The sequence below is a fragment of the Roseburia sp. 831b genome (assembly GCF_001940165.2).
Classification (GTDB): Bacteria; Bacillota; Clostridia; order Lachnospirales; family Lachnospiraceae; genus Roseburia.
In genome coordinates this window covers 772,639-790,477 of record NZ_CP135162.1, presented here as the reverse complement: position 1 = coordinate 790,477, position 17,839 = coordinate 772,639, and the positions used below count along the sequence as shown (strand labels likewise).

Annotated in this window: 19 protein-coding genes; all 19 read right to left on the bottom strand. The window is 41.5% G+C overall.

Going from position 1 to position 17,839, the window contains the following annotated elements; genetic code table 11:
- Nucleotides 1–6 precede the first annotated feature (6 nt).
- On the bottom strand, nucleotides 7–1,029 hold the full coding sequence (locus BIV16_RS03540; RefSeq protein ID WP_075679318.1) for an NAD(P)H-dependent glycerol-3-phosphate dehydrogenase: 1,023 nt from the start codon (nucleotides 1,027–1,029) through the stop codon (nucleotides 7–9).
- Nucleotides 1,030–1,058: 29 nt separating this feature from the next.
- On the bottom strand, nucleotides 1,059–1,706 hold the full coding sequence (plsY, locus tag BIV16_RS03535; RefSeq protein WP_075679741.1) for a glycerol-3-phosphate 1-O-acyltransferase PlsY: 648 nt from the start codon (nucleotides 1,704–1,706) through the stop codon (nucleotides 1,059–1,061).
- A 27-nt stretch (nucleotides 1,707–1,733) separates the two neighbouring features.
- Complete coding sequence (gene der / locus BIV16_RS03530; protein WP_075679319.1) at nucleotides 1,734–3,059, bottom strand: ribosome biogenesis GTPase Der; 1,326 nt, start codon at nucleotides 3,057–3,059, stop codon at nucleotides 1,734–1,736.
- 48 nt (nucleotides 3,060–3,107) lie between these two features.
- On the bottom strand, nucleotides 3,108–4,454 hold the full coding sequence (locus tag BIV16_RS03525) for a DUF512 domain-containing protein (RefSeq protein ID WP_075679320.1): 1,347 nt from the start codon (nucleotides 4,452–4,454) through the stop codon (nucleotides 3,108–3,110).
- A 101-nt stretch (nucleotides 4,455–4,555) separates the two neighbouring features.
- Nucleotides 4,556–6,445, bottom strand: coding sequence for an ABC transporter permease (locus BIV16_RS03520; RefSeq protein ID WP_143524694.1), 1,890 nt, complete (start codon nucleotides 6,443–6,445; stop codon nucleotides 4,556–4,558).
- On the bottom strand, nucleotides 6,420–7,322 hold the full coding sequence (locus BIV16_RS03515) for an ABC transporter ATP-binding protein (protein ID WP_075679322.1): 903 nt from the start codon (nucleotides 7,320–7,322) through the stop codon (nucleotides 6,420–6,422). Before BIV16_RS03515 ends, BIV16_RS03520 begins: the two co-directional genes overlap by 26 nt.
- Nucleotides 7,288–7,692, bottom strand: coding sequence for a GntR family transcriptional regulator (locus BIV16_RS03510; RefSeq protein WP_075679323.1), 405 nt, complete (start codon nucleotides 7,690–7,692; stop codon nucleotides 7,288–7,290). Before BIV16_RS03510 ends, BIV16_RS03515 begins: the two co-directional genes overlap by 35 nt.
- A 131-nt stretch (nucleotides 7,693–7,823) precedes the next feature.
- Nucleotides 7,824–8,861, bottom strand: a complete 1,038-nt coding sequence (locus BIV16_RS03505) for a M42 family metallopeptidase (RefSeq protein WP_075679324.1) — start codon at nucleotides 8,859–8,861, stop codon at nucleotides 7,824–7,826.
- Nucleotides 8,862–9,008: 147 nt separating this feature from the next.
- Nucleotides 9,009–9,866 (bottom strand): peptidoglycan editing factor PgeF, encoded by an 858-nt coding sequence (gene pgeF / locus BIV16_RS03500; RefSeq protein WP_075679325.1) that lies wholly within the window; start codon nucleotides 9,864–9,866, stop codon nucleotides 9,009–9,011.
- A 20-nt stretch (nucleotides 9,867–9,886) separates the two neighbouring features.
- Nucleotides 9,887–10,258 carry a YraN family protein gene (locus tag BIV16_RS03495; protein ID WP_075679742.1) on the bottom strand — a complete coding sequence of 124 codons (372 nt, stop codon included), beginning with the start codon at nucleotides 10,256–10,258 and terminating at the stop codon, nucleotides 9,887–9,889.
- Nucleotides 10,259–10,309: 51 nt separating this feature from the next.
- Nucleotides 10,310–10,651 carry an EscU/YscU/HrcU family type III secretion system export apparatus switch protein gene (locus BIV16_RS03490; protein WP_075679743.1) on the bottom strand — a complete coding sequence of 114 codons (342 nt, stop codon included), beginning with the start codon at nucleotides 10,649–10,651 and terminating at the stop codon, nucleotides 10,310–10,312.
- A gap of 13 nt (nucleotides 10,652–10,664) precedes the next feature.
- Nucleotides 10,665–12,461, bottom strand: a complete 1,797-nt coding sequence (fliK, locus tag BIV16_RS03485; RefSeq protein ID WP_075679326.1) for a flagellar hook-length control protein FliK — start codon at nucleotides 12,459–12,461, stop codon at nucleotides 10,665–10,667.
- A 13-nt stretch (nucleotides 12,462–12,474) separates the two neighbouring features.
- Nucleotides 12,475–13,233: a ribonuclease HII gene (locus tag BIV16_RS03480; protein ID WP_075679327.1), complete on the bottom strand. Its 759-nt coding sequence runs from the start codon at nucleotides 13,231–13,233 to the stop codon at nucleotides 12,475–12,477.
- A gap of 17 nt (nucleotides 13,234–13,250) precedes the next feature.
- Entirely contained in the window at nucleotides 13,251–13,772 is a 522-nt protein-coding gene (gene lepB / locus BIV16_RS03475) for a signal peptidase I (protein ID WP_075679744.1), read from the bottom strand.
- Between the two features lie 85 nt (nucleotides 13,773–13,857).
- Entirely contained in the window at nucleotides 13,858–14,709 is an 852-nt protein-coding gene (ylqF, locus tag BIV16_RS03470; RefSeq protein ID WP_075679328.1) for a ribosome biogenesis GTPase YlqF, read from the bottom strand.
- A gap of 26 nt (nucleotides 14,710–14,735) precedes the next feature.
- The gene (gene lepB / locus BIV16_RS03465; RefSeq protein ID WP_075679329.1) at nucleotides 14,736–15,314 is read right to left on the bottom strand and encodes a signal peptidase I; all 579 of its coding nucleotides are present in this window, start codon (nucleotides 15,312–15,314) and stop codon (nucleotides 14,736–14,738) included.
- Nucleotides 15,315–15,388: 74 nt separating this feature from the next.
- On the bottom strand, nucleotides 15,389–15,742 hold the full coding sequence (gene rplS, locus BIV16_RS03460) for a 50S ribosomal protein L19 (protein WP_075679330.1): 354 nt from the start codon (nucleotides 15,740–15,742) through the stop codon (nucleotides 15,389–15,391).
- 125 nt (nucleotides 15,743–15,867) lie between these two features.
- Nucleotides 15,868–17,301: a tRNA (guanosine(37)-N1)-methyltransferase TrmD gene (trmD, locus tag BIV16_RS03455; protein WP_075679331.1), complete on the bottom strand. Its 1,434-nt coding sequence runs from the start codon at nucleotides 17,299–17,301 to the stop codon at nucleotides 15,868–15,870.
- Between the two features lie 8 nt (nucleotides 17,302–17,309).
- Nucleotides 17,310–17,831, bottom strand: coding sequence for a ribosome maturation factor RimM (gene rimM / locus BIV16_RS03450; protein WP_075679332.1), 522 nt, complete (start codon nucleotides 17,829–17,831; stop codon nucleotides 17,310–17,312).
- Nucleotides 17,832–17,839: the final 8 nt, after the last annotated feature.

Here is a 17,839-nt window from a genome sequence, read left to right as displayed (position 1 = left end):
GAATGCCTATCTGGCATCCTCCTCCCAATCCAGGTTTCCATGTTCAGCTCTCTTATCACGGATCATCAAATCCCTTACCGCTTCTTTGGCAGGTTTATCTGCAAATAATACCTGATTTACCTCCTCGATAATCGGCATCTTGACATCATATTTTTTTGCAAGTGCAATGGCAGCCTTTGCAGAGTAGATTCCCTCTACCACCATCTTGACTTCTTCGGTTGCTTCTTTCATCGTTGCACCCTGTCCGATTAACATTCCTGCTTTACGGTTTCTGCTGTGCTTGCTTTCACAGGTTACAATCAAATCACCGATTCCGGTAAGGCCGCTTAACGTCTCGCTCTTTGCACCCATCTTAAGTGCCAGACGGTTAATCTCAGCGATACCTCTTGTAATCAGTGCAGCCTTGGTATTATCTCCATAGCCGAGTCCGTCTGCCATTCCGGCTGCAAGCGCGATAACGTTCTTTAAGGAACCGCCCAGTTCCATTCCAAGCATATCCGGGCTTGTGTACACACGGAACACTTCGTTCATGAAAATGTCCTGAATTCCTTCCGCAATGGCTCTCTTTCTCGCACCAGCTACAACCGTAGTTGGAAGTCCGATTCCAACTTCCTCCGCGTGGCTTGGTCCACACATGACCGCAACATCTGCCTGTGGGATTTCCTGTTCAACTACATCTGTAATTGTCATTAAAGTATCCTCTTCGATTCCTTTTGCCACGCAGACGATGACCTGTCCTTCTTTTACAAAAGGTGCCATGCTCTTTGCGGTACTTCTGGTGAAGACCGAAGGAACTGCAAGTATAAGATAATCCTTGCCCTCGATTGCTTCCTTTAAATCTGTGGTAAACATCATGTCATCCGGCAATTTTACGCCCGGAAGTTTCTCTACATGCTCTCTTTTTTCTTTTAACATGGCGATTTCTGCTTCCATAATGGACCAGATTGTCACTTCATTTCCATTGTTGTGTAACACAACTGACAGCGCTGTTCCCCAGCTTCCTGCACCAATAATTGCTACTTTTGCCATTTCTGTCCCTCTTTTCTTTTCATCCTGGGCTATTTTTCTTTTTTTGCTCCAAGTTTATTCTCAGTTCCATTTAATAATCGTTTGATGTTACTTCTGTGCTGCCAGATTCCAAGTGCTGTAAAGCAGAACGTCATAATATAAAACTCTGTCGCATAGGAAGCCGGCACTGATAAAATTCCACATTTTCCAAAGATAAATACCTGGAGAAACACCGTTGCAAGACCAACGATGGAGCCAAGGGAAACATATTTTGTCGTTGCACTGATAATTAAGAAAAGTCCCATACTAACCGGTGCCACAATCGGGAACACGGCAAGTACCGTACCACCAGTACAGGCAACTCCTTTTCCACCTTTAAACTTCAGATAGAACGGGAAATTATGTCCAAGCACTGCTCCAAAACCTGCATAAAGGCCTAACAGCATAACGCCGTCCGGATACCGGTCTTTAAAGATTGCACGCGCCACAATGACCGCAAGAACCGTTTTTAAAATATCACCAAGGCAGGTGATGATACCTGCCTTCTTTCCCAATGTACGCAATGTATTGGTTGCACCGGAATTACCGCTTCCCTGTTTTCGGATATCAATCCCATACATCTTTCCATAAAAATATCCTGTTTCAAACAGGCCAAATAAATATCCAATTAAAATTGAAATTAATCTAGCCAGTATCATATCAAAAACCATACCTTTCTCTTTCGATTATTTGTCTTCTTTTCTTTCCCGGATAATAAACTTTAAGGAAGTGCCTCTGAATCCGAATGTATCACGGATTCTGTTTTCCAGATAACGGGTATATGAAAAATGCATCAGTTCCTTATCGTTTACAAAAATTACAAAGGTTGGTGGTTTTACCGATACCTGTGTCACATAGTAGATTCTCAAACGTTTTCCTTTGTCTGACGGTGGCTGCTGCATCGCAACTGCCTCTGCCACGATTTCATTTAAGACACCGGTTGCAACACGAAGGCTGTTGTTCTCCATGACAACGTCAATCATTTCAAATAATTTTCCAAGTCTTTGACCGGTCATGGCAGAAATGAATAAAATTTCTGCGTATGGCATGAAGCTTAAGATATCACGTACGTCCTCTGTGTACTTTTTCACAGTCTTGTCGTTCTTCTCAATTGCATCCCATTTATTAACTGCAATAATAATTCCTTTTCCACGATCATGTGCAATTCCAGCAATCTTGGCATCCTGCTCGGTAACGCCTTCTGTCGCATCAATCACAATAATCACGACATCGGCACGCTCTACCGCCGTCACGGCACGGATGATACTGTAACGCTCGATTTCTTCCTTAATCTTATTCTTACGTCTTAGACCTGCGGTATCAATAAAAACATATTCTTTTCCATTGTATTTGATGTCTGTATCAATCGCATCTCTTGTCGTTCCCGCGATGTTGGATACAATCACACGGTCTTCTTTTGCTAGTTTGTTAATCAAGGAAGACTTTCCTACGTTTGGTTTTCCGATGATTGCAACCTTTGGTCTCTCATCTTCTTCATCCTCCGGATTTGGTGCTGGGAAGTGTTTTACCACCTCATCTAGCATATTTCCAAGTCCAAGTAAGGATGCAGCGGAAATCGGGAATGGATCTCCGATTCCCAGGTTGTAGAACTCATAGACATCTGCCATATATTTTTCGAAACTGTCCACTTTATTTACCACAAGAACAACTGGCTTTCCAGAACGGCGCAGCATATCTGCCACCTTAGAATCCGAATCCTGTAATCCCTGTCTTACGTCTGTCAAAAAGACGATAACATCGGCAGTTGCAATGGCAATCTCTGCCTGTTCTCTCATCTGTGAGAGAATAATATCCTTGGTATCTGGTTCAATACCACCTGTATCAATCATGGTAAAATTGTAATTTAACCAGGAAACGTCCGCGTAAATTCGGTCTCTGGTAACACCAGGGGTATCTTTTACGATTGAAATACGTTCACCTGCAAGTGCATTAAACAATGTAGACTTTCCTACGTTTGGACGTCCTACAATTGCTACGACTGGTTTACTCATATTTTATACTCCTTTTCTGTCAAACTATCTTTTTCTCTATGGAAATCATTACGATAACATTCCGTTCAGCAAATCCTGACCGCTTGATTTTACAATATCTATTGGCACTTGTAAAGCATTTTTAAGCTCTGTTAACGTCATGTCATCTAAGAAAACTTCCTCTCCGCTGCGCAATAGATTGCATGGTAAAAGAACCAAATCTCCAAGGTCTTTCTCCTTTAACTGTGCCAAAAGATCCTGTCCGGTCAAAAGCCCTGACACGGTAATGCGCTCTCCGAAAAAGTCATTTCGGATTGGCACGACTTCAATCTTGCGCTGTGGCATCACTTCTTCAAATTCTTCTGCCATCTGTGCTAAAAATGGGGCTGCAAGACGACCGGTTGCCAGCGTAATCTTTCTTTTTTCATTTATATCTACATTTGTAGTTCCATTAGAAAGTTCCTGTTTTAAATCATCTAACGCCGCATGGAACTCATCTAAGAGCAGACGAATCATGCCCACACCATTCTCTAGCTGGATGTAACCATCGTAATTGTCCTCCTGTGGCAGCTCACGCTCTGCCAGAAGATACCATTCATCCGAAGCATGGATAAAATGTGTATGATGCGTCTCCATGCAGTGTTTCTGCCATTTGTGAATCGTATCTAACACCCGGTTGGCATCTTCCTTTGTAAAAGGCTCTAGCGGATACAGACCATCCCGGTACTTTGACAATCCGACCGGCACCACCGAGACGCTTTCCATATAAGGAAGATAGCGGCACAAATCGCGGATGGAACGCTCTAATTCCTCTCCATCGTTGACTCCCTTGCAAAGAACAATCTGGCCATTCATCTCAATTCCGGCTTCGTATAACAAATCAATCTTTTTGAGTGCTTCTCCTGCAAAACGGTTGTTCAACATCTTGCAGCGAAGTTCTGGATTCGTCGTCTGTACGGAAATGTTAATCGGCGCTAATTTATAGTCAATAATTCGCTGTAAATCCTTTTCCTTCATATTAGTTAGGGTCACATAATTTCCCTGTAAAAAAGAAAGTCTTGAGTCATCATCCTTAAAATAAAGCGTCTCCCTCATTCCTTTTGGCATCTGGTCGATGAAACAGAAGATACATTTATTATGGCAGGATTTGTAATCATCCATCAGACCATTTTCAAATACAATTCCCAAATCCTCCTGGTAGTCCTTCTCAATCTCATACTCCCATTCCTCGCCATCCTGCTTACGGATTGTAACCACAAGGTAATCGTCATTGATTAAATAATGATAATCAAACACATCCTCTATCGCTTTTCCATTGATGCTAAGAAGCACATCTCCCGGCTCAATATCAAGTTCCTGTGCAATGCTTCCTTCCTCAACTCTATCTATCACATGTTCATGCTTCATATTTTTCATTCAAAATCTCCATTTTTCTATTTGCAACTCTACCTCTTAGTTTACAATAAAAAACGCGGAATAACAACACTTGTTATTCCACGCTCTTTTCTTAACACGATTTATTCCTCATAAGTATCCACACCGGTCAATGCATTATACTCATCATAGGTATATAAATGCCATCCATTATTGACAATTCCTGTCTCCTCTAAAGCTTTCACCAGATTCGTACAATTTTCATTAAACGGAATGTAGGCTGTACCTGTCTTTTGTTTTACATCAATGTCATGGTAATAATAATTAAAGTAATAATCATTGGACGTCAGGCTGCCTTTTTCATTGTAATAGGTAATCTTGATATTATTATAAAAGTCCCCCGGCTGATTATCCGCATAATCAGAATTTAATATGTAAAGCTGATAATCCAGGTTTCCTTCTTTGATATCCTGCATGTACGCCTGATAAATCTTTTCCAACTGTCTTTGATCCATGTCATAATCTGTGCCTTTTCCTTCACTATCATATAAATCAATCGTTCCAGACAACAGTTTATCCTCTTCATAGTAAAGTCCAAACATATTTTTCATCTGATTGTCAAACTTCTTTTCTTCCTGTCCGACCAAAGATGCCACACTGTCTTTCTTTGCAAGCTCTTCTTCCCCGGTTGGAATCACGTAACGGCGTACCAGTGACGAGCCATCTTTTAACATATACTTGATAGTCAGCATATTGCCATTGTTTCCGACATTCTGATATTCCTTTTTGTGGGACAATATCTCCTGATGTATCTGTGTCACAATGCCAACATCGTCTCCTTTATAATAAATCGGGTAATCCATATATAGGAATGCTTCCTGAATCTCGTTTTCTTCCGGCACCTTTCCCTCTAATCCGAAAATATCCATTCGGAATAAAGATAAAATTCCGATGGAAACGCAAAGAAAAGCTGCTGCCTCCACAAAAACTTTCTTTTTCAAGACCTTAAAACTCTTCTGCAATAACATCTCCGCTATCATAAAACAGAGGAATCCAAAAATTACCATGCAGATTAACACGCAGACAAAGGCTGAAATTTCCGTAACTGTCTGAATCACTGTTGTCACAGCAATTGCAAGTAAAATACCGCCGCACATCGCGATTCCCCAGCGAAAGACTGGTTTTAACCATTTTACACTGATAAGGTCTCCGGCTGTCTCCAAATCCCTCTTCTTATATAAATACCATGCCAGGAAAAAGAAAATCACACTGACGGCTGCATAAATAAGAACGTATTTCTGTCCATAGACCGACAGACCTGCAATTTTCGTTCCGTTGTGGGAGTATTGATATTCCACTCCTAAATGAAGTTCCAGAAAATACCATGGCGATAACATTCCAGAATATCCCGGTTTCCATCCTTCCATCAATCCATAAGAAATCAGATTGATTATCATGGCTATAATATAGCGGATGCCCACATACAAAAAGTTTGCAATGATAAAATAAATTGGCATTGCAAGGATCTGACCGGAAAACATTGTCAAAAGTACTGCTAATGTGTAGCCAAACAGTGAGATTCCCGCCGCAAAAAACAACCAGTAAAGCAAATATTGTGCACAGGTAATCTGACAAGCCAGACATACAAAAACGGCAACTACAAATGTAATTAATTCCGGTACCCATAAAAAGCAAAGGCCTGAACAATAGTTGGTAAGAAACAGTTCATTGCGGTCTACCGGCAATGCATGAATCATATTGGTATTTTTTGCAAAATTCAAATAGGAAAATACCGCAACTGCGACAATCACAGATACGATAAGATACATGGAAGCATCCACACCATAATCTAATACACCATACAAAATTTCATAGGGTGAAATTTCCATTCCCTGTGATGTCTTTACCGAAACCCAGATACTAATCGGCAGTGAGACAAGCAGGTAGCAAAGATAAAGGACCCAGATTGGCCAAAAATGCGTCACATTTTTCCGAAAAATTGTGCGATTAAAGCAAAATGTCTTTGACTTCATAATCTGCACCTCCCATCTCATAAATAAAAATCTCCTCTAACGTGAGTGGAAGTGCATCCACAATCGTCGGGCTTCCTTCCTCATATAATGCTCTCTTTGCGTCCTCCGGGTTGCCTTTTACAATCAAAGTATAGACTCTTCCCGTGTTGGACATATGAAGTACCTCAAAATTGTCTGGAAGCTTTGGCATACCATTCTGGCATGCAACCTGAATCTTACACACACTTCCCTGTAATTCACTTAAGGAACGTTCTATCATAATTTTTCCTGCATGCATGATTCCGACATGGTCACAGACATCCTCTAACTCTCTTAAATTGTGGGATGATACCAGAACCGTCATCTCTTTTTCTGCCACTTCTGCCATGATAATGCTCCAAATCTGGCGTCTCATAACCGGATCTAAGCCATCCACCGGCTCATCTAATATCAAAAGTTCCGGTTTGCAGCAGATGGCAAGCCAGAATGCGACCTGTTTTTGCATTCCTTTTGAAAGTCTCCTGATGTTTCGTTTTACATCGATTGTCGGGAAGAATTCCTGCATCCGGTAAAATAATTTTTCATCAAAATTCGGATAAATTCCCTGATAAAAACGTTTCATTTCCAATGTATCTGCCTGCATAAAGTAAAATAATTCATCTGGTATATAAGAAAATTTTGACTTTGCATTCCGGTTTTCAAATACATTCTCTCCATCGATAAGCACTTCGCCCTCATCGGGTCTGTACACACCTGTAATATGGCGAATCAACGTTGACTTACCGGCACCGTTAGGTCCTACCAAGCCATAGATTGCACCCTTTTTTACATGCATATTTACACCATCTAAAGCCAAAAATCCATCAAAACTCTTTCTTAGATTGTTTACCTGTATCAAGTTGTCCCCCTCCTTTTACCAGATTTTCCACGCGTGTCACAAGTTCTGTCGGTTTTACAGATAGATACATCAATTCCGTTACTACTTCATCCAATTCCGATAACAGTTCTTTTTCCCTTGCATCAAGCACCTCGTTCCTTTTTGCCACGAAACTTCCCTTTCCCGGCAGAGAATAAAGATATCCTTCTGCCTCAAGTTCATGGTAGGCTTTCTGTATTGTGTTTGGATTGATTGCCAATGATGCTGCCAATTCCCGTACCGATGGTATCTTTTCATCCGGTGCCAGTGAATTTGACACAATCAGGCGGCGTATCCCGTCCTTAATCTGCTCGTAAATCGGTTTTGAATCACGATAATTTAGCTGTATCAAGCACATAACCTCCCGTCTGTACTAGCTGTACTATTATTTTTAATACAGTCAATATAGCACGAAAGGTTATGCCATACAATAAAGATAATCCTAGGATATTTTAAAGATTTTCTTAATATCTCATCCTGTGTCTATTTTAAATAAGCGCACAACAGGCGGAATGTATTTTCAACACCTTCCACGTGGCTTCTCTCATATCCGTGGGAAGCATAAACGCCCGCTCCAATCAAACCATGACGCACATCATATCCGGCTGTTAAGGCAACATCCGCGTCAGAACCATAATATGGATAAACGTCAACGGCATAGTTTAATCCCTCTTCTTTTGCAGCTGTAATAAGACCTGTTACCACATCAAAGTTGTAAGGTCCATGGCTGTCTTTTGCACAGATGGACACCTGTCTTTCATCACATTTTAATCCGTCGCCAACGCAGCCCATATCCACAGAAATCACTTCTGTCACGCCTTCTGGAATGGAAGCTGCTCCGCCGTGTCCTACCTCTTCATAAACTGTAATATGCTGATAAACCATACGTTCCGGCTCTACCTTTTCTTCTTTTAAATATTTTGCATAGCCAAGTAAGATTCCAACACTTAATTTATCATCCAAAAAACGGCTCTTGATAAACCCTTTTTCCGTTACTGTTGTTCTTGGGTCAAAGCAGACAAAATCACCGACACCAATCTCTAATTTTTCGGTATCTTCTGCTGATTTTACGAACTCATCCAAGACAACTTCCATACTGGAAAATTCACGCTTTGTATCGCTGTAATCCTTATTGACATGAACAGATGCGTTGTCTAACTGCAAGGTTCCTTCGTAAACCTTGCCGAATCTGGTATGAATTCTGCAGTTCTCTGCCTCTGCATTGTTTGCATTCATGCCACCGATTGGTGTTACTTTTAAGTTTCCGTTTGCTTTAATCTCAGACACCATGGCACCAAGTGTATCGATATGCGCTTCTAACATAACTGCATCTTCTTTCTTTTTTCCGCCAAGTGCCACTAAGATTCCGCCTTTTACGGTCTGCTTTGGTTCATATCCTAATTTACGATACTCTCCCATCACATACTCTGCCACTTCTTTTGTAAAGCCAGATGGGCTGTCAATTGCTAAAATCTTTTTTGTTTCTTCTACCATATATGATACATATTTCTTTGTATCCATTCTAAACATCCTCCTACATGAAAATTGTTATTTTTTTCACAACCTTTTTTTATTATAACGCTTTCCTGTTCGAATTTCTACCTGATTCTGTCGCAAACAAAAGAATTCTACGTTAAGCAGAGAAATTCTACCCAGGGAAGAACACTTTTATTTTAAGCAGAGGAATCCGCCTAAGTTTCCTCTTTTTCCATGACTTGCACGATGGGAAAACAACAGATTTGGATTACAGCAGGTGCATAGATTGGTGACAGCGATGTGTTCCTTTTCTACACCTGCCTCCTCTAATACAATCTCATTTGCCTTCCATAAATCAAGCTGGTACTTTCCATTTCCCTTCTCTAATAAAATTTCCCGCTCATAGCCAGGAAATGCACTTTTAAATTCCTCTGCCACATCTTCGCTGACCTCGTAACAATCCTGGCAGATAGATGGACCGATTGCACAGATTAAATCGGATGGTTTCGTTCCAAATGCCTGCTCCATCGCCTCGATTGTCGCTTTTCCCATTCTACGGACTGTTCCTCTCCAGCCGGAATGACTCATTCCAATCGCCTCGTGTACCGGGTCCACAAAGTAAAGTGGCACACAGTCTGCAAAAAAGGTAGACAGCACTAACCCTTTCACATTCGTAATCAGACCATCCACATCCTGATAATCACGCTCTCTTAAAATCCCTTTTCCGGCATCCTTTTCTGTCACTTTCAGCACATTGGTTGTATGGGTCTGGTCAGTGAACACAAAATTTTCCAGCGATACACCGAGTGCCTCCGCTAACCTTTTGTAATTCTCCATCACGTCCTCTTTTTCATCACCACGTGTAAAGCTTAGATTCATGCTAGAAAAAATACCTTTACTCACACCGCCCATGCGCGTCGTAAAACAGTGTTTCACAATTCCTGTTTCCGTCAACAATGGGTAGGAAAGCAAAGGTACCGTCGTTCCGTCCTCCAATGCAACCTGATTGCATACTAAAATTTCTTCGTTATTCTTTTTTATCCATTCCATGCTATTTTAACTCCATTTCCTTATGCGCGGTATTCAAATGCATTCTCGATAAGCTCGGTGGCATCCCCTAAAATCGACACCACATCAAACCTGCATGGCACTCCCTCCGTAATGCCGTGCGTCAGGCAGTAAAACTGTGCCACCTTTGATATCTTTTTTTGTTTTGCAAGCGTCACCGCCTCCGCAGGATGCCCTTGTCCGTCCCGCCTGCGGTACTTGACCTCCACAAAGACGAGGTACGTCTCCTTTCTTGCCACGATATCAATCTCGCCCATTCTACATCTGTAGTTATATTCTAAAATATGATATCCCTGACTCTTTAAGTACTCACCGGCACGTTTTTCATACGCTGCCCCAACCGTACGATTATTTTGTTTCTTCCCCTTCTCCATAAAACACCATCCCTGCGTTGCCTTTTTATGCATTATTTCCTGCAAAATTTTCTATTTTCTTCTGTAATCTTGCAATTTTCCCCTCATTTTATCCATATCATCCACAAACACAAGAATTTCTGCAACAACACCATATAGTTCTGGTGGAATGGCATCCCCAATCTCAAGCTTGGACAGTGTCTGTGCTAATTTTCCATCCTGATAAAACGGCACATGATTCTCTTTTGCCGTCTCGATGATGCGCTCTGCGACCGCACCTTTTCCGGTTGCTAAAATCTTTGGTGCCTCATCTCCCGGTTCATAGGCAATCGCTACCGCAGTTTTTTGCTTTTCCTTTTTTTCTCCCTGATTTTTCACGCCAAAAATAGGGCGAAATTCCTTTGCTTCTTCCATTTTCCCACCTCTGTCATGCACGCACATCAAAGGAATAGCGATGTAGAGTTCCTACACTCCTTTGGTCTTTTTTCAAGAAATCATCCACGAAGTTAACGTCTTTCTCTCCCTTTGTAACCGTCATCGTACAATGATACCCTTTTCTTGTTAAACGGTCCTCTAAGATTGGCATATTCTGTGCAATCAGACGGTACGCCTCGTCATCATCCAGATAAAAATTCGTCGAGACTTCCTTTGTTTTCGGGCGCATCTTAATCGAGACATCCGTTGTTCCAAGATGATCTAATTCCAAATGTAAAAATGCGCTAAGTTCCGATTCTGGGTCATGCAGACTCTTTTTATTCGTGTATACATAAAGTTCCCCGTTTGCATTCTGATTTACAAGCTTTAATGGCATCTGTACATAAGTATAGGTCTGATTAATCTGATTCATAAATTCGATGTTGCTTCGAATATCATTCATTGTCTCTGACAGTGAAGTTCTTTGAATTCCAGATTCTTTGAGTACCTGTTCTATCTTTTCCATCTGATGATCCAGGCGCTCATACAATTCGGAGATTTTTTCCTTTTCTTTTAAGTTTTCCGGTTTTAATAACCATTGCTGCTCCAACACATTTTTTAAAACTGCCGCATAGGTCTTACTGCTTAATAATTTTCCGGCAGGTCCATCGGCTGTCTCCCCAAACACATCCTGTGTGGAAAGTGTTCCGCTCTTTACCGCCTGCATCAGATTTTCATCCACTTCTTTTAAAAATTGTGCCGCCGATAAGTGCAGATTCAGTTTTGGAACAATCTCTTCCTCCTGCATCTCCTGTGTAAAAAGGTGACCATTTAACGCCACTTCTGGAATCTCCTGCAATTGTCTTGTCAATATCTCAGCCTGTTCCGAATTTAGCAGACTGCCCAGCGTATCCTTTGCAAAAACTTCCTGTCCTCCTAAGGTAAGCTGCACGCCTTCCTCCTGCACATTCGAAATACCATCGGTAAGTTCCTCTGCACTCTGCGAGGTATTGTCTGACATTCCCTGCAAGTTCATAGCGCCATCATCAGGTGTCTCCTGCCCTGCATGTGATACCATATTTGCCGTTTCCTGGGCATCCATGCTCCCTGTTTCCTGTAAAATCTCCCCGTTTCCAATCACATCCAAAAGCCCATGGTTTAGATTCACAATCTGTTTTTGCGACAGTGTCTCCTCCTCAAAGATTCCCGGCAAATCTTCTATCATCGTATCAATCTCGTTTAAGATTGCATGAGAATCGTTCTGGTAGTTTTCAAACTGTGCTGCCATCTCCGGTGAAATCGGAAGGTGCAGCTTTGTCATTTGAACAATCGTTGCAACCGGTACTTTTTCATTGGAAAGAACCGCTTTCATCATCTCATTTAAACTTTGTTTGTCAATCGACATCTGTTCCCGCATCATGGCATCCACCATGTTCAAATTCTTCTCATTTGCCGGAAGTCCCGCAGCAAAAAGAGCATTCAAAAGTGTTGGGTTTGCAGCATTTCCAGTTCCAGAGAAAGGACGAATCGCAATCTGTGTTCCATCGTTCATCTTCACCTGGAAGAACATGGACTCTCCAACGGTTAGGCTCAACTTACCATCCAGTCTTGCCAAAATAGTCTGTCCGTTACTTAGGCCTAACATCACCTGACCATTCTTCATCGCATTTACGGTGCCCTCAAAAACATTTCCCACTTTGAGTTCTTTTAAGGAAGAAACAAGCTGTTCCACCCCTTTTACACCGGTCAGGTTCTCACTTCCTGCTGTAACGTTTCGGTTATATTGTCCTAACATATCTGAAATCTGCATAACTCATCCCTCTTTAGACAAAGTTTTTGATAAAAGATGCTCTATGGATCGGCGATGGCCCAATCTTTTTTAATGCCTCAATGTGCTCAGCCGAACCATATCCTTTGTTCGATGCAAATCCATACTCCGGTAATAGTTTATCGTATTCTACCATAAGACGATCCCTGGTCACTTTTGCTACAATACTTGCCGCACCAATCGAGATACTTTTGGCATCTCCTTTGATAATCGGCACCTGCTTTATGTCAACCTGCGGAATCGTCACTGCATCGTTTAATAATATATCGGGTTTTACGGACAATTTGCTTATAGCTTCTCTCATTGCCTCATAGGTTGCCTGCAAAATATTAATCTCATCAATCCGTTTCGGACTTGCCATTCCAATTTCAACCGCCACTGCTTTTTCCATAATCACATCGTACAACTCTTCCCTTTTCTTTGCAGAAAGTTTTTTCGAATCATTGATATACAAAATGTCACAGTCCTTTGGCAAAATAACAGCACCTGCCACAACAGGGCCTGCAAGCGGTCCTCTTCCAACCTCATCAATTCCGCAGACATAGCCGTAAGATTCGTACTCTTTTTCGTACGTTTTTAGCGTCTCAATCCGGGCAATTTCCTGCTGCAGTTTTTCATAGCGTTTTCTTGCCTGCTCTACGATTTTTACAACACCGGCACGCTCATCTTTTTCATACTCTTCTATAAAATGAGGCAGCATATTATCGTTTGCTGCCTTTAATTCCTCTTTGATTTCACCGATTTTCTTTTCCATCTTAAGCTCCCTTCTACTTACTCTTTCTCTGGATTTAAAAGTCGTATCTTATCAAACGGAAAAATGCGAAGCCAGGCTCTTCCCACAATCGTTTCACGTTTGATGCATCCTACACTTGCACTCCTGCTGTCTGTACTGTCATTCCGGTTATCTCCTAGCACAAAATACTCATCGTCTGAAAGTACAATCTCCTGCGCGGCAAGCCCTGCATTTTTGATTACCTCTTTGCCGTAGGATTCTATGAGTTCTTCTCCGTTGATATAGATGGTTCCATCTTCTGCGATTCTGACACGTTCTCCCGGCAAGCCAATGATACGTTTGATTAACAGTCTGTCCTCTTCCGTTGGATAGGGAAACACGATAATTTCGAAACGTTTTGGTAAGCGGAAACGGTACGTCATCTTATCCACAATCAGGTTATCACCCTCGTACAAAGTCGGCTGCATCGACGGCCCGATTACCACCGTTCTTTGCCCCACAAAATGTATAACCGCAAAGGTCAGACAACACAGTACCGCCAGATACAGTAAGAAACCCATTCCCTGTCTTAGATTTTTCTTTTTTCCTAATACCAGATTTTCTTTTTTCTCCACGTCTTCGCCATCCCGCTTTTTCATTTCAAACTTATGCTTCACTCGTTGGAAACTCAATTGTAATTTTTCCTAATTTACCACTTCTGAATTCTTCAATCACAAGGGCTGCTGCCTTGCTCATATCAAGTTCATTTCCTCTTGTGATGCATTTTCTGTTTTTTGCAATCTCTTCTAAAATTGCAACTTCTTCTGCCGCTTCCTCCACCTGATAGCGTGCAGCTAAAATTCCCGGATAATATTCTTTTAAAATCCGAATGAGTTCCATCGAAAGCTCATCGATATTTAAAATCTCATCCTTGATGGCACCAATCAATGCCAGACGAAGTCCTACGGTCTGGTCTTCAAATTTCGGCCAGAGAATTCCAGGGGTATCCAGAAGTTCTACATTTTTATTCAGGCGAATCCACTGTTTTCCTTTTGTAACGCCCGGTTTATTTCCCGTTTTAGCACATGCTTTTCCCGCAAAGGAATTGATAAACGTTGATTTTCCAACGTTTGGGATTCCCACTACCATCGCACGTACCGGACGGTTTAAGATTCCTCTCTTGCGGTCCCGCTCTGTCTTTTCCTTGCATGCTTCCGCAATTACATTCGTCACCGTCTTCATTCCATTTTTACTTCTGGAATCCAGACAGACAACGTAATAACCTAATTTTTTGAAATACTCGGACCATTCTTTGTTTCTCTTATCATCCGATAAATCTGATTTATTCATCAGAATCAGACGTGATTTATTTTTTCCTAATTCATCAATATCCGGATTTCTGCTGCTGAGTGGAATTCTCGCATCCACTAACTCAATCACTAAATCAATTAACTTTATATCTTCCTGCATCTGACGTTTTGCTTTCGTCATATGCCCCGGGTACCACTGAAATTGCATTGTTACCTTCTTTCCTTTCAAACATTTTATAAAAATCCGAAATCATTCCAGGATGTGATGCGAAACCATGCTTTTCCAACAATATATTCTTTCTTGATGTTTCCGATGTTCGCATAACGGCTGTCCTCACTGTTATTCCGGTTATCTCCTAACACAAAATACTCATCTTTATCCAATGTGATTTCCTCGGATGCCAGTCCTGCATCCTCAATTGACATTGCATCAATTTTCTCTGCGAACGGTTTTCCATTCACAAGTACCGAACCATTCTCAATTTTTACCGTATCACCTGGAACTGCAATCACTCTTTTTACATAGTAATGAGATTTTTCATTTCCGTTTGGCAAAAATACCACAATGTCATTCGGCTTTGGATCTTTTAACAAGTACACAAAACGATTGATCAACACCTCGTCCCCACTTTTTAAGGTGTCTGCCATAGACGAGCCTACAACCCCTGTTCTCATGCCAATAAAATACACAAAAACAACGGCAATGGAAATCATTAAAATAATCTCGGTCGCCCAGGTCAATACTTCTTTTACAAACGGTATATTAATCTTTTTCTTCTGTCTGCCAAAGTTTAACCCACTTCTTCTACGCATCTTGATCTCCTATCTTTTCCTCTTAAAAGAAAAAAGGACAAAGTACGACTGTACCTGTCCTTTCCCGGCATTCATTATTTTACTAATTCTTTAACTTTAGCTTTCTTACCAACACGGTCTCTTAAGTAGAATAATTTAGCTCTTCTTACTTTACCCTGACGAACAACTTCTACTTTTTCAACGTTTGGAGAATGTAATGGCCAGGTCTTTTCCACACCAACACCGTTAGAAATCTTTCTAACAGTAAATGTTTCACGGTTGCTTCCGCCCTGTCTCTTAATTACAACACCTTCGAAAACCTGGATTCTTTCGCGGTTTCCTTCTTTGATTTTACCGTAAACTTTTACAGTATCACCTGTGTTAAATTCAGGTACCTCAGCTTTTAACTGAGCAGCTTCAATGTTCTTAATAATTTCACTTGCGCTCATTTTGTGACCTCCTATTATTTGGATGTTCTTAATGCACCTATTGCAGCAGAGGACCATCTCCTTTATTCACAACTATAACAGTATAACATCCCTTTGGGCTGGATGCAAGAACTTTTTTCACTTTTCTATTCAATAGATTCCATCCAGTAAACCGGTGTTTTGGCTGGACATAATCCTAACGATTTTTGTAGTTGTGTTGAAATCTCGTTGCCTTCCACAACCTGTCCGTAAGGCGTCATTCCCTGTTCTAACTGCAGGTTAATCAGATAGGTCTCCAATGCCTTTCCAATCTTTCTGCCACGATATTCCGGGAAAACTTCCAGCATACCCATACTGCCTTCCTCGTGGACACCAATAAAGCCTGTCAATTTTCCCGCTAGGAAAGCTCCATACATCGCTCCGTCCTTTAGACGGCTTAAGATATAATCCTCACTCACGAGTGCATGATAGTGTTTCAAAACCTCTTCCAAAAAAGTTTCGTTTAATCTTTCTATCATAACCATATCCTCTGTCTGTGTTCCATCCAGACGATAAAGCCCCGTGATTGGAAGCTTTTCTTTTCTGGTATAAACGTACTGCGTGCAGGTGAGCATGCCCTGATATCCAAGCTCTCTCTTTGCATGCTGCGCGATTCCTTCCTGGTGCAGCACAAGGGCTTCCGGTGTTTTGTACTCTTTTATAATCTGTTCTAACGCAGGTATCGCAGTTTCCTCTTGCTTCGCAGAAAAGAAAAACGCTCCGCTTTTTTGATCCTTAAGACAGATGCAGTCATTCTGCTGATAAATCCATTCTGCCTGCCCTCTTTCAATGAGTTCTATCATATCACGGTGCAATAATTTTTCTTTTTGTAGAATTTGTTTGCACTGTTGCAATTTTTCATACTTTTGATACAAATCCGGTCTGCGCTCTTTGGTTCTTTTTTCGGACTCCTCTAGTCTCCACGCTGCAATCTTTTTCTGATTGCCGGACAGTAAAACCTCCGGGACCCGTTTTCCCTTCCATTCGACCGGTCTTGAATACTGTGGATGTTCGAGCAAATCATTGTGAAAGGACTCTGTCTGTGCGGACTCTTCATTATTCAACACACCCGGAACAAGTCTGGATACCGCATCAATCATGACCATGGATGCAAGTTCTCCGCCCGTTAAAACATAGTCTCCAATCGAGACGTAGTCTGTCACAACTTCCTCTAATACACGCTCATCAATTCCTTCGTAATGACCACATAAGAAAACAAGTTCTTCACTTTTTACAAATTCTTTTGCCATCTTCTGTGTAAATGGTTTCCCTTGTGGCGTCACATAAATTGTCCTTGGATGTCTTTCCATGCCGTCCGCAATCGAGTGCCATGCATCCGAAACAGGCTGCGCCTGCATCAGCATACCGGCACCGCCTCCATATGGATAATCATCCACTTTTTTGTGTTTGTCTTTTGTATAGTCCCTGATGTTGATTGCATGAAGGGAAAGCAATCCCTTCTCGATTGCTTTTCCTGTAATACTTGTATTTAATCCCTGTGTAATCATATCCGGGAACAGCGTTAATACATAAAAATCCATACTTACTCCTACTTCTGATTCATTTCCCGAAGACCTGGTAAAAGATGCACGAGCATCGTTCCTTCCTCTACCGAGACCTCCTTGACACACTCCTTAATCGCTGGAAGCAAAATCTCCTCACCAGATGCGTTTCGGATTACATACACATCATTTGCACCCGTCTGAAGTACGTCCGAAATCTCACCAAGTTCCTCGCCTTCCTCAGAAGTAACCTTAATTCCTATCAGGTCCGCAATAAAATATTCATCCTTCTGCAATTTTACCGCATGTTCTCTTGATACAAAAAGTTCTGCTTTCCGGTATTTTTCAACATCATTGATGTTATCGATACCTTTAAACTTTAAGATTACAAGATTCTTAAAGAATTTTACCTGAGCAATCTCCAATTCACGTCTTTCTTTTCCGTTGTCTAAGATTACCTTTTTTAACTTCTTAAAACGCGCCGGATCATCCGTGGTCGGAAATACCTTTACCTCCCCACGGACTCCATGCGTCGTTGTGATTACACCTACTTTAAAAAAATCTTCCATTCTTTCCT